Origin of the sequence: Poseidonibacter ostreae, assembly GCF_009208075.1 — a bacterium.
GTDB classification, from domain to species: Bacteria; Campylobacterota; Campylobacteria; order Campylobacterales; family Arcobacteraceae; genus Poseidonibacter; species Poseidonibacter ostreae.
Genome location: NZ_WFKJ01000017.1, coordinates 28,477 through 52,188, shown reverse-complemented (window position 1 = coordinate 52,188; position 23,712 = coordinate 28,477). Strand labels below are relative to the sequence as shown.

Here is a 23,712-nt window from a genome sequence, read left to right as displayed (position 1 = left end):
ATATTAATTTATAAATATTTTAAGTATTTTAAGATATAATACGTCCTCTTAAAGAGAAGCACTGAAAATACAATGGTATTTTGAGTGCTCTTCTTTAGACCCTTACAATTATTATCAAAGACAACGCCCCAGGATGGGAACATAGCAAGGCACCTTTTTTAGTGGTGTGTTTGGGTATCTGGAGAAGAGTACTTTTTAAGTACTCTTTTTTTTTGCACTAATTTTTCTAATAAACTAAAATTACTACAATAAATCTTCAAAATTTGAATTTAATATCAATAGTTTTCTATCACTTTTATTATAAATAAATCTTTTATCTTTTTCTTTTATTGCTTTTAATATAATTAGTTTTATATCATTTTGAGATTTATTATTTCTCTTCATAAAAAGTGAAAAATCTTTTAATGTAATAAATTTAGATGTGTTTGTATCACTATTTTTTTTAAGTTCTTCAATTTGTGGCTTATAAATAGAACGCATTTCATTAAATGCACTTTGTAAAAGTTTTATTTCAGAATTTAAAACATTCATCATATCTTTTTGATTTCTCTCTAATCTATTTATTTCAGATATATACTGTTTTTTCATCCATTTATGTGATTTTTTTAATAAAGCTATTTGTTCATCTTTAACTTCAATAACTAAGCTAATTTCATTATTTTGCTTTGCCTTGTTACTTGAAGTAGTTGTAGCAGACTCATTTTCCATTTTATCAGTTATATAAACAAATATTTTACCTGATTGTTTTATTGATTTTAATTGATTTTTTTTTATTCTGTAATGTATACCTTGTAAAGAAAGCCCAAGGATTTGGGCTGCTTGAGTTGTAGTAACTAATCTTTCCAAGGCTAAAACCTACATCTTTGCAGAGTCTATTTCAATTACAGTATGAACATTACCTCTTGGTTTAAAATCTGCAATAACTTTTAACCATCTAGGACTTAATTTTTCATATAATGTATCAAATATTTCATTAGCAGAATTTTCATGTGAAACTTCTCTAAACATAAAAGTATTAATATAAATTTTTAATGCTTTTAATTCTATAACTTTTTCATCTGGAGTATATTGTATTTTAATTGTTGCAAAATCTGGATACCCACTTCTTGGGCATTTAGCCATAAACTCAGGTAACTCAATATCTATAATATAATTTTTTTTATTTGTATTTGGCCAAAAGTTTTCATCTTTATTAATATCAAATTCTCTTATTTCTACTTCACCATATTTCATTTCCATATTTTTTATAACCTTTATTAGTATTAATTTAGGCAATTTTATCTAAATCTTACTTACAAATATTACTAAGTGAAAAAAAACTTAAATTTAAGTATAATCGCTAAAATTAATAGATATTTAAAATAAGAGAGAATTATGACTGACAAAATATATGACATTGTAATAATTGGTGGTGGACCTGGTGGAATAGGCTGTGCAATTGAAGCATCTTCACATAAAATAGGTGAAATTTTACTAATTGAAAAAACAGATAATCACTCAAATACTATTAGAAAATTTTATAAAGATAATAAAAGAGTTGACAAAGATTATAAAGGTCAAGTTGCAACTTTACAAGGAAATGTAGAATTTTTTGATGGAACAAAAGAGACAACACTTGATTATTTTGATGATTTACTTGATAGTGAAAAAATTGATTCTTCTTTTAATACAGAAGTAGAAAAAATAGTAAGAGTTGAAGAACTTTTAGAAGTACATACATCAAATGGTATTGTAAGAACAAAAAATGCTGCTATTACTATTGGAAAAATGGGAAAACCTAATAAACCATCTTATAAAATCCCTCCATCAATAAAAGCACAAGTTAATTTTAACCTTGATAAGTGTTCATCAAATGAAAAAGTATTAGTAGTTGGTGGTGGAAATTCTGCTGCTGAATATGCTTATGATTTAGCTGATCAAAATAACAATGTAACTATGGTTTATAGAAAAGCTGAGTTTTCAAGATTAAATGAAATAAATGAAGAAATATTAACAAAATATCATGGAGAAGAAAAACTTAGACTTAGAATGAGTACTGATGTTGAGTCTTTAGAAAATGATGCAGGAAAAGTAAAAGTTAATTATAATGACGGTTTTAGCGTACTTTATGATAGAGTAATTTATGCAATTGGTGGTACTACACCTGTTGATTTCTTAAAATCTTGTGGTGTAGAAGTTGATGAAAATTCTAAACCAATTTTTGATGAACATCATGAAACAACAGCTAAATGTGTTTATGTTGCAGGTGATATTGCACTTAAATCTGGTGGTTCAATAGCAATTGCTTTAAATCATGGATATCACATAGTAAATAATATTATTAGAAAAAGAGGGCAAATTTTTTCTCATACTGATATTGTTGCTAAACTAGAAGACCCTAAATAAAACAAAGCTACAAGCTTTGTTTTATTCTATAGAATATGGTAGTTCTATTTTAAATATAGCTCCTAAACTACCATTATCAACACTAATTTTTCCATTTAACTGATTAACTACAATATCATAAGATAAATATAAACCAACTCCCACGCCTTTTGAGTTAAATTTAGTAGTAAAGTAAGGTTCAAAAATATTATTGATAATATCCTCATCTATTCCACCTGCATTATCTTCTATTTCAATTATTACATTTTCTTTTGTTTTTAATACTCTAATGTTAATAATTTTTTCTTTTAAATTTTCATTTTTAATTAAAGCATTATTTGCATTAATTAAAATATTATATGAAACATGAGATAAAAGATTTGGAATAGTTTTAATATTAATATCATTATCTCTAATATCAAAATTTATTTTTATAAAATTCTTTTTCAAAATATCAGAATGCATTATAATCAAATCTGAAATAACATTTTTGATATTTACAAGTTCTATATTATAGTTATCTTCAGTATATTTACTAAAAGTATCAATTGTTTTTGTAAGAAATCTTACATTTTCCATAACTATTTTATAACTATTATCAAACTCTTCATTTTCTAATATATCTAACTCTTTTTTTAGTTTTATTCCTGAAATTGCAGTAGCAATCACTGATAAAGGCTGTCTCCATTGATGTGCAATATTATTAAGCATTTCACCCATTTGTGCCATTTTTGACTGTTCATAAATATATTTTTCTTGACTTTGTCTTCTCTCAACTTCTTCTTGAACTCTTAAATCTAAACTTTCGTTTAGCTCATTTAATTCTTTAGTTCTGATTTTTACTTGCTCTTCTAATATACTATATGATTTAAATACTTCATCATCTTTTTTCTTTAGATACTTAAGCATAATATTAAAATTATCTGTTAATTCATAAATTTCATCACTTGAAGCTTTGTTTTGTATCTCTTTATAACTACCAGCAACAATAGCTTTAGTACTTTTATTAAGTTCTAAAATAGGTTTTATAAGCCATTTTGTTAAAATAAAAGTGAAAAATGCTAAAAATAAAAAAGATATCAATGTAATTAGCATAAAATTTTTATAAATTATATTTAGATTTTTATTATACTCATCAAGTGAAAAAGCTATATGAACCCAGCCCCATTTATAAGAAGTAATCTGAATAGGATAAACATAATGAAAAACATCTTCTTTACATAAATTACATTTTAAAATACCATGTTCTTTTTTACTTTTTTCTAAGACCTTAATATTCTCATCAATTTTTGTAAGTAAAGACCATTTATTATTTTTTATAAAAATTGGATCTTCATCAATTTTATTAAATATAAAATATTTTATTAAACTATTCTCTTTTAATATTGATAAAGAATTTTCAATTATTGCACCATGTTGATCAGATAAAATAGCTTCAGTATTATTTATAATAATAGTTTTTGCAATAATATTTGCTTGATTTTGCATAATTCTTAGATTTGATTTTTTTTGATCTTCAATATTAATTAATCCATAAAGAAGAAGTATAGAAGTAATTACAAATAATATTGATACATAAAATTTTATAAAAAGATTTATTTTCATTTCTATTTATACTTACTTTTTGATTTTAAATACTCTTTATAATATTCATCAAGTTTATCCAAATCTCGTTTTTCAATAATACTAAGATCTTTGATTTTTAACATATCAAAAAGTTCATGTTTTCTTTCACTTGCAAAAAATTTATTTAATATTTCTTTAAATATTTTTATGTTTTCTGATGTATTATTTTTATTAAAAAGTATTAATAAATAAGGGAAAATTTCAGGACTTGATTTTAAAATTTTTATTTTTTTCTTAATAGCAGGATTTAATTCAAGCATTATGTCATATTCAAAAGAAGTAACAACTGCTGCATCATATTTAGAAAAATATGTTTGCAATACTAAAGAATTAGATTTATTATAACTTATTTTTGAGATTAAATTATCTGCACTTTTTTTAGTACTGTCTATATAAGTTTTTTCTAAAAATACTTTTCCAAAGTTATTTAAAGTATCAATTCCAATTTTTTTATCTTTTAAATCTGAAATTGAATTTATATTACTTTTTATATTAGTAATTAAATACATCTTTTGATAAGCATTTTTTTTACTTTTTTTTAAATGCCAATAATCCATAGTATTATTATCAAGTTTTTCTTTGTATTTTAGATAACCATAAGGAGTGATTGGAATAATATCAAGCTTATTATTAATATAATCATTAATAACAGTTTCTTTATCTCTATAGAGCTCTATATTAATGTTTTCATAAATATTTAAAGCAAAATCTTTAACCCAAATATTTAAAGCACTTCTAGAATTTTTATAATTAGATACAACGCTAATGTTATTATGATATCCAATATTAATATTTTCTAATTTTTCATTTGAGTATAAAAATAATGGTAAAATAATAAATATTATAATTTTAAAATACATAAAGATATTATATCTAAATAATCTTTTATAAAATGTAGAGTTTAGAGACTTTAAAAAGTCTCTAAAAAGTTTTTAAACGTCTAAGTGTTCAACGTCTTTTGCATGTTCTTCAATATAGTTTCTTCTAGGTTCTACTTCATCACCCATAAATAGAGTAAATGTATCAGATGCAACTTCAGCATCTTCAACTGTAACTCTTAAAAGTCTTCTTGCTTCTGGTGTCATTGTAGTTTCCCATAATTGCTCAGGATTCATCTCTCCAAGTCCTTTATATCTTTGGATATAAGCACCTTTTTTAGCTAATCCTTCTATTTCATCAAGAATTTCAATTAAATCTCTTCCATCGAACATAGAAATATCTCTTTCAATTAACTTACTAAATATATAAGTAGCTTCAGAAAAATATGGTGATGCAAATAACTCATCATCAATAATAAGCTCTTCTAAACCAGCTCCTGTTTGTACAAATAGCTGAATTTTTGTATCTGTAATAGTTTTTGATAAAATGTTATAACCTTTAGAATCAAGGAAAGATTTAACTTCATCAAATAATTTATCAAACTCTAAATTAACTAAATCAGAATTTTCAATTAAATGTTTTAATACTTCAGGTAATGAATATCTTTTTTCTAATTGAGCTAGCATTCCTCTATATCTTGAAACAGTTTTAAATAAATCAACTAAATCGTTATAACCTAAACCTTCAAATTCAAATGATTCTAAACCATTTTCAATTAAGAAATTAGAAAGAGCAGTATCATCTTTTAAATAAGTCTCATTTTTACCTTTTTTATATCTATATAAAGGTGGCTGTGCAATGTAAAGGTATCCACTATCAACAATTGGTCTTAAAAATCTAAAGAAGAATGTTAAAAGTAATGTTTGAATGTGAGATCCATCAACATCAGCATCTGTCATAATAATAATTTTATGATATCTTACTTTTTCTTCATTGAAATCTTCACCAATACCACAACCAATTGCAGTAATCATATTTCTAATTTCATCAGATTTTAAAATTTTATCAAGTCTTGATTTTTCAACATTTAAAATCTTACCTTTTAGTGGTAAAATTGCTTGATAAACTCTATCTCTACCTTGCTTAGCTGAACCACCTGCAGAATCCCCTTCTACTAGATATAATTCTCTAACTGCTGGATCTTTTGATTGACATTCAGCTAATTTACCTGGAAGTGTTCCAACTGTCATAGCATCTTTTTTTCTAGTTAAATCTCTTGCTTTTTTTGCAGCTTCACGTCCTCGTGCAGCCATTAAAGCTTTTTCCATAATCGCTTTTGCTTGATTTGGATTCTCTTCAAAATGCTTAACTAATGATTCAAAAGTAACTTTTTGACAAATAGGTTTTACATAAGAAGACCCTAATTTACCTTTAGTTTGTCCCTCAAATTGTGGTTCTGGAACTTTAACTGAAATAATAGCAATTAGACCTTCTCTTACATCATCACCTGTAATTTTTGCGTCTTTGTCTCTAGCTGATGCATTTTCATTTACATACTTAACAATTGCACGTGTAAGTCCTGCTTTAAAACCAGCTTCATGAGTACCACCATCAATAGTTCTAATATTATTTACAAAAGAAAGTGTTTTTTCTGTATATGTAGTGTTATATAAAACAGCGAAATCTGCTTCAATATCATCTTCACTTACATTAAAAGAAACTGCTTCAGTTACAGCTGTATCTTTGTTAATATCATTAGCAAATTGTGCAAGCCCACCTTCAAAATGATAAACCTCTTTTTTATTTACTCTTTCATCTTTTAATTCAATAGTAATACTTGGATTTAAATATGCAATTTCTTTAAATCTCTTTGATAAAATATCAAATTGGAAATCTACAGTTTCAAAAATTGTTTCATCTGGCCAAAATTCAATTGTAGTACCAGTTTTTTTACAAGAATCAATTACTTCTAAGTCTTGAACAGGAATACCTGTTTTAAACTCTTGGTAATGAACTTGATTGTTTTGATAAATTGTCATTTTTAATTCAGAAGAAAGTGCATTTACAACAGAAACACCAACACCGTGAAGTCCACCTGAAACTTTATAAGTATCTTTATCAAATTTTCCACCAGCATGAAGTACTGTTAAAGCAACAGTTGCTGCTGATTTTTTTTCAGTAGGATGCATTCCTGTAGGAATACCTCTTGCATTATCTGAAATTAAACAAGAACCTTTTTTTGTAATAGTAACTTTAATCGTATCACAAAATCCTGCCATTGCTTCATCAATAGAGTTATCTACTACTTCATAAACACAGTGATGTAGACCGTTTACACTAGTATCTCCAATATACATACCTGGTCTTTTTCTAACTGCTTCAAGACCTTTTAAAACTTTTATATTGCCAGCGCTATATTCATTACTCATTGGTGGTTTCCTTTTTCTATTTTTCTAAAACAATTGGCATTACAATTGTATAAAATTTTTCATCTTCTAGATAAAATGGTAAGTTTGATTCGTTAAAACCTACTGTTATATTTTCATTATTTGTCATACTTAAAAAATCTAATAAATATTTTGCATTTACTGCTAAATAAAACTCTTTATCTATATTTAAATTCATATCAATTTGTGTTTTTGATTCTGTATCTTCATCTAAAGATTCAAAAATTATTGAAGTAGAATTAAAAGTAATTTTAATATTTGAGAATAAAGAAGTTACAAGTTTGATTGATTCTACTAATAAATTTTTAGGTAATGTTAAATTATATTTTAGATTTTGAGGAATAATTCTTTCATAATCTGGATATTTTCCATTTATTAGTTTTGTAAAGAAAGTCATTTTATCATTTGATATTACTAAATTTGTATCATCATATTTTATAATTGCTTCATCTAAAAATAGTTTTTGAATTTCAACAATTGCTTTTTTTGGAATTATAAATTGTGACTCTTTATTGTTAATGTTTTGTAAATGTGAAATTGCTAATCTTCTAGTATCTGTTGATACAAAATTAATTTTAGAATTTTTAATATCTATTAATGCACCATTTAATTCAAATTTAGGATTGTTATTATCAATTGCAGGTGTAATCTTTCTTACAGAATTAATAAAATTTAAAGTTGAAATATCTAAGTTTTTTAAATTTTCTGCTTTTGTTAATGATGGATATTCATTAGCATCATACATTGGTAATTTAAAAGTTGATTTATTCTGTTTTATAATTATGTTATTAGCTACAACTTCAAATATAATTTCTTCATTTTTTAATCTTTTAATAATACCTAATAAATTAGAACCATTAGTAGTAGCTTTACCATCTACGCTATCATTTATATTTTCTATATGTGATTCTAAACCAATTTCATAATCTGTTGCTTTTAATATTAGTTTACCATTTGTAGTTTCTAGATATATATGTGATGTAATAGAACTAGCATCTTTTTTTTCTAAAAAAGGTTGCATTGATGATATTACATTTTCAATGATATTTTTTGTAATTACAAACCTCATTTTATCTCCTATTTTTTTATTTTAAGTAGTGGTAGTAGTAGAGCATGTGAAAAGATGAAAACACATCTTCGTAAACGAATGAGTCGAAACTCTTTCATGTGATTAAACGAAATGAAATATTCACACCTTTTCACATAATCTCTTTAAACTTTTTAAGTTTATTACTTTTACCACTCCTTATTTATGATTTTATTTTTTAAATTTTCTATAATTAATTTAAAGTTTTCGTCTTTTTCAATTAATTCATTTGCTTTTTTAATATTATGTGAAATTGAAGAGTGATCTTTCATTCCTACAAATTTTGCAATATCTGGCATTGAGTTATGTGTAAGCTCTCGTGCAAGATATATAACAACTCTTCTAGCATTTGCTACAGTTGCTGTTCTTTTCTTAGATTTTATATCACTTGGTTTTATATTAAGCTCTGATGCAACTATATTTATTACATCTGGAAGTTTAATATTTTCTTTTGTCTCTTTTATCTGATCTTTTAATAAGCCTTGAACCATATCAAGGTTTATTTCTTGATTTAGAAGCGATGCTGATGCATTAATTCTAATTAATACACCCTCAATTTCTCTAATAGAGTTATCTAAATTTGTTGCAATAAAATTAATAATTTCTCTGCTTAAAGAAATACCATTTAAATCAGATTTTTTTTCTATAATTGCAATTTTAGTTTCAAGTCCAGGAAGTTGAATATCAGCTGTTAAACCCCATTCAAACCTTGATTTTAATCTATCAACAAGCCCAGCTATTTGTGATGGTAATCTATCACTTGTCATAACTATTTGTTTTTTTGCATTATGTAATTCATTAAAGGTGTGAAAAAACTCTTCTTGAGTTTGTTCTTTTCCAGATAAAAATTGAATATCATCTATTAGTAAAACATCACACTGACGGTATTTAGACCTAAAATGTTCCATATTTTTATTTTTAATTGAGAAAGTAAAATCATTCATAAACTGCTCAATTGTTACATAAATTACAGTTTGACCTTTTTCAATTGCAGCATTTCCAACTGCTTGTAGTAAGTGAGTTTTTCCTAAACCTGTACCACCATAAATAAATAATGGATTGTATTGAATACCAGGTTTATTTGATACTGCTAATGAGGCATTATAGGCCATTTGGTTTGAAGAACCTACAATAAATGAATCAAAAGTATAAGATGGATTTAATATCGTACTTTCAGCTGTTTTATTCTCAATTCGTTCTTTTATAATCTCTTTTTTTGACTTTTTTTCACCTGCAATTTTTATCTCAATTGTAGGTTTTGTTCCATCATATATTTCAAAACAATGTTGAATTACATTTGTATATTTACTTTTAATCCATGAAGCAATATATTTATTAGTAACTTCAAAAATTGCAATATTATCGTCAGATGATATTTTTTTATATACAAGTTGCTTTAAGTATCTGTTGTAATCTGCAGAACTAGCTTCTTTTTGAATGATTGATAAAAACTCTTTGTTTGTCATTTAGTATTAACTCTTTAATTTATAAATAGTAATTATTATATCCAATTTTTAATAAAATTTATTAAATTAGGAAAAAAGTGATTTTTATTGTTTAAAAAAGACAAATTTTATCTTGATTGTAAATTTTACAAACTTTAGCTTTTTATCTCTTATATAAATGTTCTACACATAGTGAATAACTCGTGAATAACTTGTGTTCATTAAGTGAAAATTTATGTAAATAATACCATTATAAGGGCTTAAAATTATGTGAATAAAAAAATAAACAAAAAGAGCATATAGGTGAAAATATTAGGAATTGACCCAGGTACAAGAAACTGTGGGTACGCAATAATTGAGAAAAATGGTAGTAATATCAAGCTTTTAGAAGCTGGTTTAATTAAAATAAAAACAAAAATCTTGCAAGAGCAGATTATGGAAATGACTGAGGGTTTTGATATGATTTTTAAAAATCATGTTATTGATGAAGTTTCAATTGAAGATATGTTTTATGCATTTAATCCAAAAACAGTTATAAAATTAGCACAATTTAGAGGTGCAATATCTCTTAAAATTCTGCAAGAGTTTGGAAATTTTGCAGAATATACTCCCCTACAAGTAAAAAGAGCAGTTACAGGAAATGGAAAAGCAGATAAAACACAAGTAGCTTTTATGGTAAAAAAATTACTAGGGATTAAAAAAGAGATTAAACCCTTAGATATTACAGATGCAATTGCGATTGCAATTACACATTGTCAAAGAATTAAATAACTTTTATTATAGGTAATTTAGTTATAATTCGATTTATATAAGAATAGGAAAATAGATGATGAAGCAAAGTGGAATCTTGGATAGAGTTAAAAGAATAGGTATTTTAGCTTCATATAATGGAAGTGGCTTTCAAATTATAAAAAAAGCTTGTGATGAGCTTATACTTGATGCACAAGTAGTTGTTTTAGTATCAAACAATTCAAATGCAAAGGCTTTGGAAACTGCTGAACAAATGCAAATACCAAACTTTATAATAAATAGTAAAAGATATCCAGATGAAAATATTGATGAAAAAATAGCTAAACTTTTTAAAGAGTTTAATTGTGACTATATATTTTGTTCAGGCTATATGAAAATAATAGGCTCGAAACTTATATCTTCTTTTGAAGAAAAGATTATAAATACTCATCCTGCATTATTACCATCTAAGTATGGTGGAAAAGGAATGTATGGAAGATTTGTACATGAAGCAATTATTAAAAATAAAGAAAAGAAATCAGGTGTTACTATTCATTTTGTAAATGAAAAATATGATGATGGAAAAATTATTTTGAAAAAAGAGCTTGAACTTTCAAGTGATGAAACTGTGGATACTTTAGAGAATAGAATTAAAGATTTAGAATCTGTTGCAATTATAGAAGCGTTTAAAAAACTACTAGCCTAAGCTAGTAAGTTTTATTTAAATACTGCGTCTAATTCTTCAGTAGTTTTGATGTATTTAACATCTGAAACTTTACCTTCAACAATTGTATAAACAGTAATTTCATCATCTTTTGTAGAAAATGATTTAGCTTGTTCTTCATTTACTAAAAGAATTGGAAATGGGTATTTTTTCATTTTTGGTAAAGCAATGAATTTTGAAATTAAACTTGGCATACCAGAAATGTCTGCTATATATTGAGTTTTGTTAGTTTCTAAAAAGTTAGTATCTTTAGTTAAAAGGTACTCTCTTACAATAACACTAGTACTTCTACTTTCTGCAACTAAAATAGTTTTAGTGTCTGCAGAAATCTTATGCATTTTCTCAAATTGATCTTTGATTTCAAATGTTGGTGTAGTATCACCAATACTTAAAGCGTTTGCGAATGTTGCAACAAATAATAAAACTGAAAATAATATTTTTTTCATTTTTTCTCCTGATTTTTTAAAATTGCAGAATTGTACCCATAAAAGATAAATGAAAAGTTAATCCAAGAATAAAATTTATTACTTAGATAAAGTAGGAAGATGCCAGCCTTCATAATATGCTAGTAAACGTAAACTTACACCAAAGACAAAGACACCAATTAAAGCTGGAAGACTTTGTAAATCAAAAATATGTAAAGCATAAGTTACAAGTCCAACTATAATTGCAACTGTTGCATAAAACTCTGAAACTAAAATAGATGGAACTCTATTTATAAGTATATCTCTAATTGTACCACCACCAACAGCTGTTATAAAGGCTAAAATTAATACACCTAAAAAGTTAAACTCATTTTCAATGGCTACAAGAGCACCTGTAATTGCAAAAGATACAAGTCCAACTGCATCAGATATTATAAAAGCAGTTTTACCCTCAATATCATCAATTTTATGAAGTTTAAATATAAGTGATATAAGAACTGTAGCAATTACAAGAATTACAGGCATTGTATCTGTAAAAACATAAGGTGTTTTAGAAGCTAATACATCTCTAGTCATTCCACCACCAAGAGCTGTTAAAAATGCAGAGATAAAAACTCCTAAAATATCAAGTTTATAATGAACAGCAATTAAAAATCCACTTAGAGCAAAACAGATTATTCCTATAAAGTCAGCAATTTCTAATGCAGTCATTCTTTACCTTGTTTTTAATTTTAGTTATTAGTGTGTAAAGTATACTAAAAAAGCTATCAAAATTTGTTAAAAAATTGATAAGCCAGTTTTAGTTGTAAATAACTCTAGGGCTTTTGTTCCTATTAAAGAGTTACCTTGTTTATTTAATTTTGGAGAATAAACGCAAATTGACATTTTTCCAGGAACAATGGCAACAATTCCACCACCAACTCCACTTTTTCCAGGTAGTCCTACTTTATATGCAAAATCTCCCGAAGCATCATAATGTCCACATGTAAGCATTAAAGAGTTAATTCTTTTTGCTTTTGCTTCATTTATTAAAATTTTGTTATTAATAGGATTTACACCATGATTAGCTAAAAAAAGCATAGAATGACAAAGTTGTTCTGTATTCATTTCAATTGAACATTGTTTAAAATATGTTTGAATTACTTTTTCTAAATCGTTGTTTATATTTTTATAGCTTTTCATCATATTTATTAAAGCCATATTTAAAAAACCATGTTCTAATTCTGAACTATAAACTTCTTTATTATAATTTATTGTAAAGTCATTTGCAGTTGTTCTTATAAAATCTAATATGTAATCAAAACTTTTATCTTGATATTTTGATAATAATGTATCGGTTGTAACAATGGCACCAGCATTTATAAATGGGTTTCTAGGAATTCCATTTTCATATTCAAGTTGTACAAGAGAGTTAAAAGGATCACCAGAGGGTTCATGCCCAACTCTTTTATATAAGCTTTTTCCATAAAGTTGTAAAGCTAGAGTAAAAGTAAAAACTTTTGAAATACTTTGAATTGAAAATTTTGTTTGAGTATTCCCTACATTATATGTTGTACCATCAAGCAGTTTTATACTCATAGCAAATTGATTTGGGTTAATATGTGCAAGTGCTGGTATATAATCAGCTACCTTACCTTCTTTAAAATATACTTGTATTTCATCTTCTATTTCATTAATAATATTTTGATAATTCATGCGAAAGCTTAATACTTTTTAACCTAATAAATACTTAATATTGATATTAATATAAATTACAATTAAAAACGTAGCTTAAATTAAGCAAACTTTTAGTATAATCCGCGAAATTAATAGAAAAAATTTTTCTTGTATGAATTTTTTCGTAAACTAATAAAAAGAGATCCAATGAGAGATATTAGAAATATTGCGGTTATCGCACACGTTGACCACGGTAAAACTACATTAGTAGATGAATTATTAAAACAATCAGGGACTTTTACTGCTCACCAAGAAGTAGAAGATAGAGTTATGGATAGTAATGATATTGAAAAAGAGAGAGGAATTACAATTCTTTCTAAGAATACTGCTATTGATTATGAAGGTGTAAGAATTAACATTATTGACACTCCAGGCCATGCTGATTTTGGTGGAGAAGTTGAACGTGTTCTTAAAATGGTTGACTGTGTACTTTTATTAGTAGATGCTCAAGAAGGTGTTATGCCTCAAACTAAGTTTGTTGTTAAGAAAGCTTTACAATTAGGTCATAGACCAATTGTTGTTATTAACAAGATTGATAAGCCAGGTGGAGATCCAGATAGAGTTGTTGATGAAGTATTTGACCTATTTGACCAAATGGGTGCAAGTGAAGAACAATTAGAATTCCCAGTTGTTTATGCAGCTGCAAGAGATGGTTACGCAAAACTTGATTTAGCTGAGCCAAATGAGAATTTAATTCCATTATTCACTACTATTTTAAATGAAGTTCCAAAACCAAAAGGTAGCGATGAAAATGGTCTTCAATTACAAGTATTTACACTTGATTATGATAACTTCATTGGAAAAATTGGTATTGCTAGAATTTTCAACGGTACTATTTCTATGGGTGAAACTGTAACTTTAGTTAAAGCTGATGGTGAAAAAATCAAAGGTAGAGTTACTAAACTTATTGGATTCAAAGGTGTTGATAGATTTGATATCAAAACTGCTGGTACTGGTGATATTGTTGCTGTTGCTGGTTTTGAAACAATTGATGTTGGGGATTCATTATGTGACCCTGCAAATCCAATGCCATTAGATCCTATGCATATTGAAGAGCCTACATTATCTGTAACATTTGCAGTAAATGATTCTCCATTAGCTGGAACTGAAGGTAAATATGTAACATCAAATAAAATTGATGAAAGATTAAATGCTGAAATGAATACTAATATTGCTATGAACTATGAGCAAATTGGTGAGGGTAAATTTAAAGTTAATGGAAGAGGTGAGTTACAAATTTGTATCCTTGCTGAAAACATGAGAAGAGAAGGTTTTGAATTTTCAATTGGAAGACCTGAAGTAATCGTTAGAGAAATTGACGGTGTTAAAATGGAGCCATTTGAGCATTTAGTAATTGATACACCAGATGAGTTCTCAGGTGCAATTATTGAAAAATTAGGAAAAAGAAAAGCTAATATGACTAACATGGTTCCAATGGGTTCTGGTTATACAAGATTAGAGTTTGAAATTCCAGCACGTGGATTAATCGGTATTAGAACTGAGTTCTTAACTGAAACTAAAGGTGAGGGTGTTATGAACCACTCATTCTTAGAATTCAGACCACATTCTGGAACAGTTGAATCTAGAAAATATGGAGCATTAGTTTCTATGGAAAATGGTGAAGCTGTTGGGTATTCTATCTTTAACTTACAAGATAGAGGAATTATGTACATTAAGCCTCAAGATAAGGTTTATAATGGAATGGTAGTTGGTCAACATGCTAAAGGGAATGATTTAGATATCAATCCAATTAAAGCTAAACAACAATCAAACGTTAGATCTTCTGGAGCTGATGAAGCTATTAAATTAGTTCCACCAAGAGTTATGTCTTTAGAAAATGCACTAGAGTGGATTGAAGAAGATGAGCTTGTTGAAGTAACTCCAATTTCGGTTAGAGTTAGAAAAAGAGATCTTGATCCAAATGTTAGAAAAAGAACTGCTAAAAAAGTGAAATTTGCTGATTAGAAATTAGATTTATCTATTTCTTTAAAGGGAAGGGCTTTTTAGCTCTTCCCTTTTTTTTTACAAAATTTTTAGACAAAAGGGTTTATATGTCCGATATGAAGGTATCTAGGATTATTAAAAATATATTAAAAATAAAAAATTAATAGGAGAATTTATTTTCTCCTATTAAAAGGAGAGAATAATGAATAATAAAAATAAAAAAGATTACTTAATATTAATAGGTTTTTATATTATTACTATTTTTGGAAGCTTTGCAATTATTAGTTAACAAAGACTTTACGAAAATAAAATACAATAATGAAATTTTTAAATGGAGTGAATAATGAAATCATTTTTAATAGGGATATTTATTGTAATTGGAGCTATTTTTTTCACAGCATGTGCTACAAAAAATGTATCAAATTTAAAGGATATTACAACAGGTTATTATCATGGTGAAGTTGTTGTAAAAGAAAATATTCAAAGAGCTTGGGATAATCAAGATAAAAAACTTTTATCTTTAGAGGAGTTTTGGAGAACTTATGCAAAAAGAAATGGTGGTTTAACTTGGGGACAAAGCAAAACTTATCCGCCTTATAATGATGTAAAAGAGTATGATTTATTTATGGTTGAAGTTGATTCTGGTATTTGTTTAATGGAGTTTTATCATGATAGGTGGAGAAGAGCTAATGATGTAAGACGTTGGGATGATAAATTTAATCAATATTCTGCTTGTAAAGATGTATTTAATTAAAACCAAAAGAGATAATTTATAAAAAATAGTAATTATAAATATATGAAAAATTATCTCAAATAGTAAGGAAAGGAGAAAGTAAGCTCAATTTGGGAAGATTGGGCTTATATCTAGCTAAGGGGTATAGGAGGAGACCACAAAACTTGTATATAATAATGCTAAGATATTTTTTACTCTCTAGTTTGAAATCAAATTTATTATCAGTCTTTTTAAAAAAAATTATTTGAAATATGAATAAAAAACTGATAAATTGTTATGAAATTCATAAAGAAATTATATACTTAGATGATTAATGAATCTTAAACAAAAAGTTAAGATTAGTTAACAATTTTCTTAATTGAATTAACTAAGTCTAAAATCTCTTCAGTAGTTTGAGAAAAATGTATAGAAACTCTTATCCAACCTGGATTTTCATCAATATCTAAATCTTCCATACCTAATAAATCATGACCATAAGGTCCTGCACATGAGCATCCTGCTCTAGTTTGAAAGCCTTTTTGTTCTGATAGCTTTGAACATAGTTCATAAGGGTCTAAATTTAGAATATTAAAAGATACAATTCCTATATTGTCCTCTTCTTGATTTCCATAAATTTCACATGATGGAATTTTCGAAAGTTCATCTAAAAATATTTTCTTTAATTTCTCTTTTCTTGTCTTTATAAAATCAAAGCCTATTTCATTTCTTAGTTGATATGCTAAACTTGCACGAATTAGTTGTAAAATACCTGGAGTTCCAGCGTCTTCTCTTACTTGAATATCACTTTGATATACTTGTCTATTTTTATTTACATATTCAACTGTCCCACCACCTGCAAATGTTGGAGAGATATTAACATCTATTAAGGATTTTCTAATTACTAAAAGTCCACAAGAACCAGGACCTCCTAATAACTTATGAGGAGACATAAACATTGCATCATAAAGTTCACATGGAATATTCATATATGGAGATGAAGCTGCAGCATCAAAACAAATTATAGCATTATAAGATCTTAATATTTTTGATATCTCTTTATATTTAGTAATAATTCCTGTTACATTTGACGCTACACAAAAAGATGCGATAATTTCTCTATGTTTATTTTTTTCTAAAACCTCTTTTAAATGGTCTAAATCAATTAAGCCAGTTTTACAAAGGTTTATTCTTTGGATTTCACATAATGCTTCTCTAAAAGATACTTCATTTGAGTGATGCTCATAAGGTCCAACTATAACTAAGGGAAGTTTTGATTTATCAACTTGAATATCATATCTTTTTTTAGTTGCTGGTGGAATATAAAGACCAAGTAATTCTTGAAAGTGTTTAATAGCTGCTGTTGTTCCACAACCATTTGGAAGTATTGCAAACTCATCATCTAATTCTAAACTTTTTGCAAGATTTGTTCTAGCCATTTCATAATAGCTACTTGTAGTATCTGCATTTGATGACTCTTTTGAATGAGTATTTGCATAAGTTTCTAATACATCATGTATTCTATTCTCTATTTGCCTAAAAGCAAGTCCAGTTGCAGTGTAATCAAAATACTCTTTTTTATTTTTTCCAATAGTATTGTATCTTATGAAATCAAGAGTATTTGTATTACTGTTTAAAAATGGTTTGAAAACTTTGTTATTCATTATCTTTCTTTATATAAAAGGATTAAAATTTACTTTTTTTAAATCATTTGCTAATCTTTCGGCATTAGTTGTTGGCGTATCTAAAACAATGATATGACCTTTATTTGTCAATTTTATTTTTGAAGCTTCATGTTTTTCTAAAATCTTTGCTAAATCTTTAAAATCTGAAGCTTTAAGATTTAGTGATGGTACCTTACAACCTACATAGCTTTCACCCTCAACAACACTTTTGTTTATTCCAAAATGCTCACCTTTTGTAGTGATATCATCTTCTTCTAAAACAATTGCTTTTAGATTAAAATTAATTGATGATTCTAAAATATTAGTAAATTCTGTAACACCCCAAGTTTTAATTAAAGATGAAAAAGTACTTTTACTAAGGTCTGTTCTATTTCCATAATCTTTATAAATATTTGCTATTGCTCTTGTTGTTTGAAGAATTTGAGATGATGTAATATATCCTATATGCTCATCAATAACTTTTACAGAGAATAAAACTTTATTATTTTTATATGAATTAGCATTGAAAGTAATATCAGGAGTTTCATCAAGATTACATCCCTCTTTACATCCACTAATTGCCATTTGTAGTTTATTTGGTAAATTAGAGAATTTTTTATTTCCAATAAATGTATCATTTATTTTACTAGCAATTGAACTTACATCTATTAATTGTTTACAATCAACAGTATTAATAGGACATGTAATAATACTTCTTACAGTATGTCCAGATTCAAAAATAGTACTTAAATTTACATTATGTAAAAGGTTAAAGATATGTGGTAAATTATGCATCTTAAGCCATTTAAATTCAATCTTTTGCCCATGATTAATATCTAGAGAATTTTTTGCATACTCTTTTGATATTAAAGCTAAAGTTTTAAGTTGCTCAACGTTTAATTCCCCAAGTTGTAAAGGTATTACAATTTTAAAATAGTTTTCATTATCTTCTTGTTGGTAAATTCCATACCATTGAAATCTAATTAAATCTTTAGCTGAGACTTTCTCACCTAAAACTGCATAGATGTAGATGTCACTTAAGACATCTAATCCATCTTTTTCTTTTTTTATTTGTTCTATATTTAAAGTTAAATTATTTGACATTATATAGCCTTACAATTCCATTCTGGATAGTTACTTCTAATATAAGCATTTAACTCAATTTCTGCTTGAGTATAAACTTTCTTTTCTTCTTCTAAGTGTGCAAAACCTTCAATTGAATTTACAATCATCCCAGCACCAACTGTAGAGTTAGTATACTTATCAATGATAATAAAACTTCCTGTATATCTGTTCTCATGATAAGGATCAACTGCAATTTCTCTATCTAAAGATAAAGTACATTTTGCTATATCATTTAAAGCTAATTCACTTGAATCAATTTCTTCAAATGTATTAATGTTCTTTTTAAACTCAATATTATTAAATGCTCCATTTAAAACAGATGTTGCTCTTTTAATTATATAGTTTTGGTTTAAAGTTAATGGTGTTTCATCCATCCATACTACATAACATGATAAATGATTTGATACTTTAGGAATATCTGTAGATTTTACAATCATATCCCCACGTGATATATCAATTTCATCTTCAAGTGTAATAGTTGTTGCCATTGGAGCAAATGCTTTAGGAATAGTTTCTACTTCTTCATCTTTTCCAATTGGTCTTAAATCTTTAATTTCATTTGATACTATTGATTTAACTTTTGATGTTTTTCTTGATGGTAATACTGTGATTTCATCACCAACTTCAACTGAACCACTTGCAATTGTTCCTGAAAAACCTCTAAAGTTTAAGTGAGGACGTACAACATATTGAACAGGTAATCTAAATGATTTAGACTCTTTTTTATGAATATCAATAGTATCTAGTAGTTCCATTAAAGGAAGTCCCTTATACCATGAACATTTAGGTGAAATAGTTAAAATATTATCTCCATCTAATGCAGAAAGAGGAATAAAGTCAATATTTAAATCTTCATTATGAGGAAGATTAGGAACAATTTGTTTGTAATCTTTTTTAATATCTTCAAAAACTTCTTGGCTAAAATCAACTAAGTCCATTTTATTAATAGCAACAATTAGGTTTTTAATACCTAATAAAGATGCAATATAAGAGTGTCTTTTAGTTTGAGTTAAAATACCTTGTCTTGCATCTATTAAAATAATAGCTACATCTGCTGTACTTGCACCTGTTGCCATATTTCTTGTATATTGTTCATGACCTGGAGTATCTGCTATGATGAACTTTCTTTTATCAGTTGAGAAAAATCTATAAGCAACATCAATTGTAATACCTTGTTCTCTCTCAGATGCTAAACCATCAACTAAAAGTGCTAAATCAATTTTTTCACCAGTAGTTCCACTTTTTTTAGAATCTTTTTCAATTGCTGCTAATTGATCTTCAAAGATCATTTTTGAATCATATAATAGTCTTCCAATTAAAGTTGACTTACCATCATCTACACTACCACAAGTAATAAATCTTAATATTTCTTTATTCTCATGCTCTTTTAAATATGCTTCTATATTATCTTTAATTAAATCTGATTGATGTGCCATCTTAAAAATACCCTTCTTGTTTCTTTTTTTCCATTGATGCGTCACCATCACTATCGATTAATCTACCTTGTCTCTCACTTGTTGTACAAACAAGCATCTCTTGAATAATTTCTGGTAGTGTTGTAGCTTCTGATTCTACTGCACCAGTTAAAGGATAACATCCAAGTGTTCTAAATCTTACCATCTCTTTTTTAGAAGTAGCTCGCAATTCTTCAGGAACTCTATCATCATCTACCATGATTTTTGTACCCATATATTCAACTACTTCTCTCTCTTTTGAGAAGTATAAATCTGGAATATCAATATTTTCTAAATAGATATATTGCCAGATATCTAGCTCTGTCCAGTTTGAAATAGGGAATACTCTAATTGATTCACCTTTAGTATGTCTTCCATTATATATATTCCAAAGCTCTGGTCTTTGAGATTTTGGATCCCATCTATGGTTTTTATCTCTAAAAGAGTAAATTCTCTCTTTAGCACGAGATTTTTCTTCATCTCTTCTTGCTCCTCCAAATACTGCATCAAACTTTTGAATATTTAAAGCATTCTTTAAACCTTCAGTTTTCATTACATCTGTATGTAATGCAGATCCATGAGTAAATGGAGAGATATCCATTTCAAGCCCTTTAGGATTTGAGTAAACAATAAGTTCCATTCCTACTTCTTTAGCACGTCTATCTCTAAATTCAATCATCTCTTTGAATTTCCATGTTGTATCCACATGCATTAAAGGCAACGGCGGAGGTGCTGGATAAAATGCTTTTTGTAAAATATGAAGCATTACAGAGGAATCTTTTCCTACTGAGTAAAGCATCCCTGGGTTTTGGAACTCTGCTACTACTTCTTTCATAATGTGCATAGATTCAGCTTCAAGCTGTTTTAAATGTGTTAATCTCTCAGGGCTTATTTCCATATTATTATTCTCCATTAATTTTGACTAATTCAAATTAAAAGTTTGATTTCATCGTTTATATATTCTATATTTATTTTTTGTGTAAACCACACTCTTTATGTTCTGGGTTTTCCCACCACCATCGTCCTGCTCTAATATCTTCTCCATCTTTAACAGCTCTTGTACATGGAGCACATCCAATACTTGGAAAGCCTTTATCATGAAGTTTGTTATATGGAACTTTATGCTCTTTTATATAATCCCAAACATCATCTTCACTCCATAAAATTAAAGGATTAACTTTTATTAGCTTAAATCCCTCATCCCATTCTACAAGTTTCATATCAGTTCTTGTTACACTTTGTGCTGCTCTTAATCCTGTAAACCAAATATCAAGACCTTTTAACGCACGTTTAAGAGGTTCAATTTTTCTAATACCACAACAAGTTTTTCTATTTTCAATACTTTCATATTGTCCATTTACACCTTGAGATTTATATAACTCTTGAACATCATTTTCATTAGGAAAATATACATCTAACTTGATGTTATATTTTAAATTTGTTGCATCCATTACGTCATAAGTTTCAGGATGTAGTCTTCCTGTATCTAAGGTGAAAATTTTAGCGTCTTTATTTTTTTTTAAAATGATATCTGTCAATACTTGGTCTTCTGCTGCTAAACTTGAACTTAATGCTGAAGAGTATTTATAGTTCTTTAAAAAAAATGCTACAACTTCTTCTGTAGTTTTTCCTGCTAATTCTTCATTTAATCTATCTACTAATTCTTTACTCATAATACAACCTATATTTGATAATCATTTGCCGTAGGTTTAACTCTACCTAGGTCAATTTTATTCCATGCTCTTTCATGAAAATAGTATAATGCCATCTTCGTAAATAATTCAATTGAGCCAATTGCGGCTGCCATTTCTAAATTACCTGTAATAAAGTATGAGATTATTATCGTATCAAGAGTACCAATCGTTCGCCAAGATATGGTTTTTACAACTGATCTGTAAGCTTTTTCTTGCATCTATTCTTTCCTCATATGTTATTTGGCATATGAGAACGAAGAGTTTTTACTCTTCGTCATAGTCATATAGCCCTGAACTTAAGTATCTTTCACCTGTATCACAAAGGATAGTTACAATTGTTTTACCTTTGTTTTCAGGTCTTGCTGCTACTTGTCTTGCAATATGTGCATTTGCACCAGCAGAAATACCAATTAATAAACCTTCTTCTTTTGCTAATGCTCTAGAACTTGCTATTGCCTCTTCATTTGATACTTGAATAACTTCATCATAAACTTCAGTATTTAAAATATCTGGAACAAATCCTGCACCAATACCTTGAATTTTATGAGGACCTGGTTTACCACCACTTAATACTGGACTTGCTTCAGGTTCAACCGCAATAATTTGAATATTTGGATTGTTTTGTTTTAATACTTCACCAACTCCTGTAATTGTTCCACCTGTTCCAATTGCAGCAATAAAAATATCAACTTTTCCATCTGTATCAGCTAAAATTTCTTTAGCAGTTGTAAGTCTGTGAATTTCAGGGTTAGCTGCATTTCCAAATTGTTGAGGAATAAATGAATTTTCTGTTTTTTCACTTAATTCAACGGCTTTATCAATAGCACCTTTCATTCCTTTTTCTGGTTCAGTTAAAACTAAATCAGCACCTAATGCTTTTAATAATCTTCTTCTTTCAATACTCATTGATGAAGGCATAGTAAGAACTAATTTAATTCCTAAAGCTGCACAAACACCAGCTAATGCAATACCTGTATTTCCAGATGTTGGTTCAATTACAGTTGTTTCTGTATTAATTAAACCTTTCTGTAAAGCTGAGTTAATCATGTTTGTACCAATTCTATCTTTTACTGAATGTGATGGATTCATAAATTCACATTTTCCTAAAACTGTTGCTTCACTTTCTTTACTTGCACCTTGTAATTTTACTAGTGGTGTATTACCTATTAATTCTGTTATATTTTCTGCATATTTCATATTATTTCCTTTCCAATGGTTCCCATTTAAAAGGGAACCTTTTCATATTTATCTACTTTTTAGCAGGATTTGTAAAAAATCCTTAAAAGTAGCAAAAACTAAAGGGCTTTAAGAATAAAGCCTTGCTTATATACTGTAATGTAAAAATTCATTGTATTTGTCTTGATAATCATCTAAATTTGATAGATTCAAATCAAAAATCTTTTTTGTTTGCTCTTTTGACTCATCAAAGAATATATTTAAAATAGGATTCTCTGCTTTAACATCAACAACTCTAATATCACCCTCAAGTGCTATTAGAATATCTAGAACTTTGATATCTTTTGGCTCTTTTGCCAAAATATATCCACCTTTTGCACCTCTAATACTTTTTACAAGCTCAGCACGTCTAAGTTTACTCAATAACTGTTCTAGATAGTTTTGAGGAATACTTGCATTTGAAGAGATCTCTTTTATTTGCATAGGAGTATCTTCTTCATGTTTGCTAAGTTCGTACATGGCAGTTAAGCCATATACACCTTTTGTCGAAATTAGTGGCATTTT

At 27.4% G+C, this 23,712-nt stretch carries 23 protein-coding genes and 1 other RNA gene; 6 read left to right on the top strand and 18 right to left on the bottom strand.

From position 1 onward, the window contains the following. Positions 1–91: 91 nt before the first annotated feature. Positions 92–188: signal recognition particle sRNA small type (ffs, locus tag GBG18_RS07110), an RNA gene on the top strand. 55 nt (positions 189–243) lie between these two features. On the opposite strand, the gene GBG18_RS07105 is transcribed toward ffs, so the two are convergent. Together GBG18_RS07105 and queF are read right to left on the bottom strand one after the other, a co-directional pair. Continuing rightward, positions 244–846: a DNA-binding protein gene (locus GBG18_RS07105; RefSeq protein WP_152189718.1), complete on the bottom strand. Its 603-nt coding sequence runs from the start codon at positions 844–846 to the stop codon at positions 244–246. Between the two features lie 9 nt (positions 847–855). Next, positions 856–1,233 carry a preQ(1) synthase gene (queF, locus tag GBG18_RS07100; RefSeq protein ID WP_193311090.1) on the bottom strand — a complete coding sequence of 126 codons (378 nt, stop codon included), beginning with the start codon at positions 1,231–1,233 and terminating at the stop codon, positions 856–858. Positions 1,234–1,374: 141 nt separating this feature from the next. On the opposite strand from queF, the gene GBG18_RS07095 reads away from it, so the two are divergent. Continuing rightward, positions 1,375–2,385, top strand: coding sequence for an NAD(P)-binding domain-containing protein (locus tag GBG18_RS07095; protein WP_152189714.1), 1,011 nt, complete (start codon positions 1,375–1,377; stop codon positions 2,383–2,385). A 21-nt stretch (positions 2,386–2,406) separates the two neighbouring features. Here GBG18_RS07095 and GBG18_RS07090 read toward each other — a convergent pair whose 3' ends face one another. The 5 genes from GBG18_RS07090 to dnaA form a co-directional block, all read right to left on the bottom strand. After that, the gene (locus tag GBG18_RS07090) at positions 2,407–3,969 is read right to left on the bottom strand and encodes a HAMP domain-containing sensor histidine kinase (protein ID WP_152189712.1); all 1,563 of its coding nucleotides are present in this window, start codon (positions 3,967–3,969) and stop codon (positions 2,407–2,409) included. A 2-nt stretch (positions 3,970–3,971) separates the two neighbouring features. After that, a complete protein-coding gene (locus GBG18_RS07085) occupies positions 3,972–4,850 on the bottom strand; it encodes a PhnD/SsuA/transferrin family substrate-binding protein (protein ID WP_152189710.1) in 879 nt (292 codons plus the stop codon). A 72-nt stretch (positions 4,851–4,922) separates the two neighbouring features. Continuing rightward, complete coding sequence (gene gyrB, locus GBG18_RS07080; protein WP_152189708.1) at positions 4,923–7,238, bottom strand: DNA topoisomerase (ATP-hydrolyzing) subunit B; 2,316 nt, start codon at positions 7,236–7,238, stop codon at positions 4,923–4,925. Between the two features lie 16 nt (positions 7,239–7,254). Beyond that, on the bottom strand, positions 7,255–8,325 hold the full coding sequence (dnaN, locus tag GBG18_RS07075; RefSeq protein ID WP_152189706.1) for a DNA polymerase III subunit beta: 1,071 nt from the start codon (positions 8,323–8,325) through the stop codon (positions 7,255–7,257). Between the two features lie 167 nt (positions 8,326–8,492). Next, positions 8,493–9,809: a chromosomal replication initiator protein DnaA gene (dnaA, locus tag GBG18_RS07070; protein ID WP_152189704.1), complete on the bottom strand. Its 1,317-nt coding sequence runs from the start codon at positions 9,807–9,809 to the stop codon at positions 8,493–8,495. A 282-nt stretch (positions 9,810–10,091) separates the two neighbouring features. On the opposite strand from dnaA, the gene ruvC reads away from it, so the two are divergent. Both ruvC and purN read left to right on the top strand, forming a co-directional pair. Next, entirely contained in the window at positions 10,092–10,559 is a 468-nt protein-coding gene (gene ruvC / locus GBG18_RS07065; protein WP_152189702.1) for a crossover junction endodeoxyribonuclease RuvC, read from the top strand. Positions 10,560–10,614: 55 nt separating this feature from the next. Beyond that, positions 10,615–11,223: a phosphoribosylglycinamide formyltransferase gene (gene purN / locus GBG18_RS07060; RefSeq protein ID WP_226896386.1), complete on the top strand. Its 609-nt coding sequence runs from the start codon at positions 10,615–10,617 to the stop codon at positions 11,221–11,223. A gap of 11 nt (positions 11,224–11,234) precedes the next feature. On the opposite strand, the gene GBG18_RS07055 is transcribed toward purN, so the two are convergent. The 3 genes from GBG18_RS07055 to GBG18_RS07045 all read right to left on the bottom strand — a co-directional run bounded on the left by GBG18_RS07055 (position 11,235) and on the right by GBG18_RS07045 (position 13,361). Further along, positions 11,235–11,687: a hypothetical protein gene (locus tag GBG18_RS07055; protein WP_152189700.1), complete on the bottom strand. Its 453-nt coding sequence runs from the start codon at positions 11,685–11,687 to the stop codon at positions 11,235–11,237. A 78-nt stretch (positions 11,688–11,765) separates the two neighbouring features. Further along, a complete protein-coding gene (locus GBG18_RS07050) occupies positions 11,766–12,377 on the bottom strand; it encodes a trimeric intracellular cation channel family protein (protein WP_152189699.1) in 612 nt (203 codons plus the stop codon). A 66-nt stretch (positions 12,378–12,443) separates the two neighbouring features. Then, a complete protein-coding gene (locus GBG18_RS07045; protein ID WP_152189697.1) occupies positions 12,444–13,361 on the bottom strand; it encodes a glutaminase in 918 nt (305 codons plus the stop codon). A 168-nt stretch (positions 13,362–13,529) separates the two neighbouring features. Here GBG18_RS07045 and typA point away from each other — a divergent pair, with 168 nt between their 5' ends. Both typA and GBG18_RS07035 read left to right on the top strand, forming a co-directional pair. Further along, positions 13,530–15,347: a translational GTPase TypA gene (typA, locus tag GBG18_RS07040; RefSeq protein ID WP_152189695.1), complete on the top strand. Its 1,818-nt coding sequence runs from the start codon at positions 13,530–13,532 to the stop codon at positions 15,345–15,347. Positions 15,348–15,669: 322 nt separating this feature from the next. Continuing rightward, a complete protein-coding gene (locus GBG18_RS07035; RefSeq protein ID WP_152189693.1) occupies positions 15,670–16,080 on the top strand; it encodes a hypothetical protein in 411 nt (136 codons plus the stop codon). A gap of 317 nt (positions 16,081–16,397) precedes the next feature. On the opposite strand, the gene GBG18_RS07030 is transcribed toward GBG18_RS07035, so the two are convergent. From GBG18_RS07030 to GBG18_RS06995, 8 genes are all read right to left on the bottom strand, one after another. Further along, a complete protein-coding gene (locus tag GBG18_RS07030; RefSeq protein WP_152189692.1) occupies positions 16,398–17,699 on the bottom strand; it encodes an aminotransferase class V-fold PLP-dependent enzyme in 1,302 nt (433 codons plus the stop codon). A 9-nt stretch (positions 17,700–17,708) separates the two neighbouring features. Further along, positions 17,709–18,803 carry a ferredoxin-like domain-containing protein gene (locus GBG18_RS07025; protein ID WP_152189690.1) on the bottom strand — a complete coding sequence of 365 codons (1,095 nt, stop codon included), beginning with the start codon at positions 18,801–18,803 and terminating at the stop codon, positions 17,709–17,711. Beyond that, positions 18,803–20,260 carry a sulfate adenylyltransferase subunit CysN gene (gene cysN, locus GBG18_RS07020; protein ID WP_152189688.1) on the bottom strand — a complete coding sequence of 486 codons (1,458 nt, stop codon included), beginning with the start codon at positions 20,258–20,260 and terminating at the stop codon, positions 18,803–18,805. Before cysN ends, GBG18_RS07025 begins: the two co-directional genes overlap by 1 nt. A gap of 1 nt (position 20,261) precedes the next feature. Continuing rightward, on the bottom strand, positions 20,262–21,176 hold the full coding sequence (cysD, locus tag GBG18_RS07015; RefSeq protein WP_152189686.1) for a sulfate adenylyltransferase subunit CysD: 915 nt from the start codon (positions 21,174–21,176) through the stop codon (positions 20,262–20,264). A 70-nt stretch (positions 21,177–21,246) separates the two neighbouring features. Next, a complete protein-coding gene (locus GBG18_RS07010) occupies positions 21,247–21,954 on the bottom strand; it encodes a phosphoadenylyl-sulfate reductase (RefSeq protein ID WP_152189684.1) in 708 nt (235 codons plus the stop codon). A gap of 5 nt (positions 21,955–21,959) precedes the next feature. Further along, a complete protein-coding gene (locus GBG18_RS07005; RefSeq protein ID WP_152189683.1) occupies positions 21,960–22,190 on the bottom strand; it encodes a DUF2061 domain-containing protein in 231 nt (76 codons plus the stop codon). Between the two features lie 46 nt (positions 22,191–22,236). After that, a complete protein-coding gene (gene cysK / locus GBG18_RS07000) occupies positions 22,237–23,169 on the bottom strand; it encodes a cysteine synthase A (RefSeq protein WP_152189681.1) in 933 nt (310 codons plus the stop codon). Between the two features lie 126 nt (positions 23,170–23,295). Continuing rightward, entirely contained in the window at positions 23,296–23,709 is a 414-nt protein-coding gene (locus tag GBG18_RS06995; protein ID WP_152189679.1) for an Rrf2 family transcriptional regulator, read from the bottom strand. Positions 23,710–23,712: the final 3 nt, after the last annotated feature.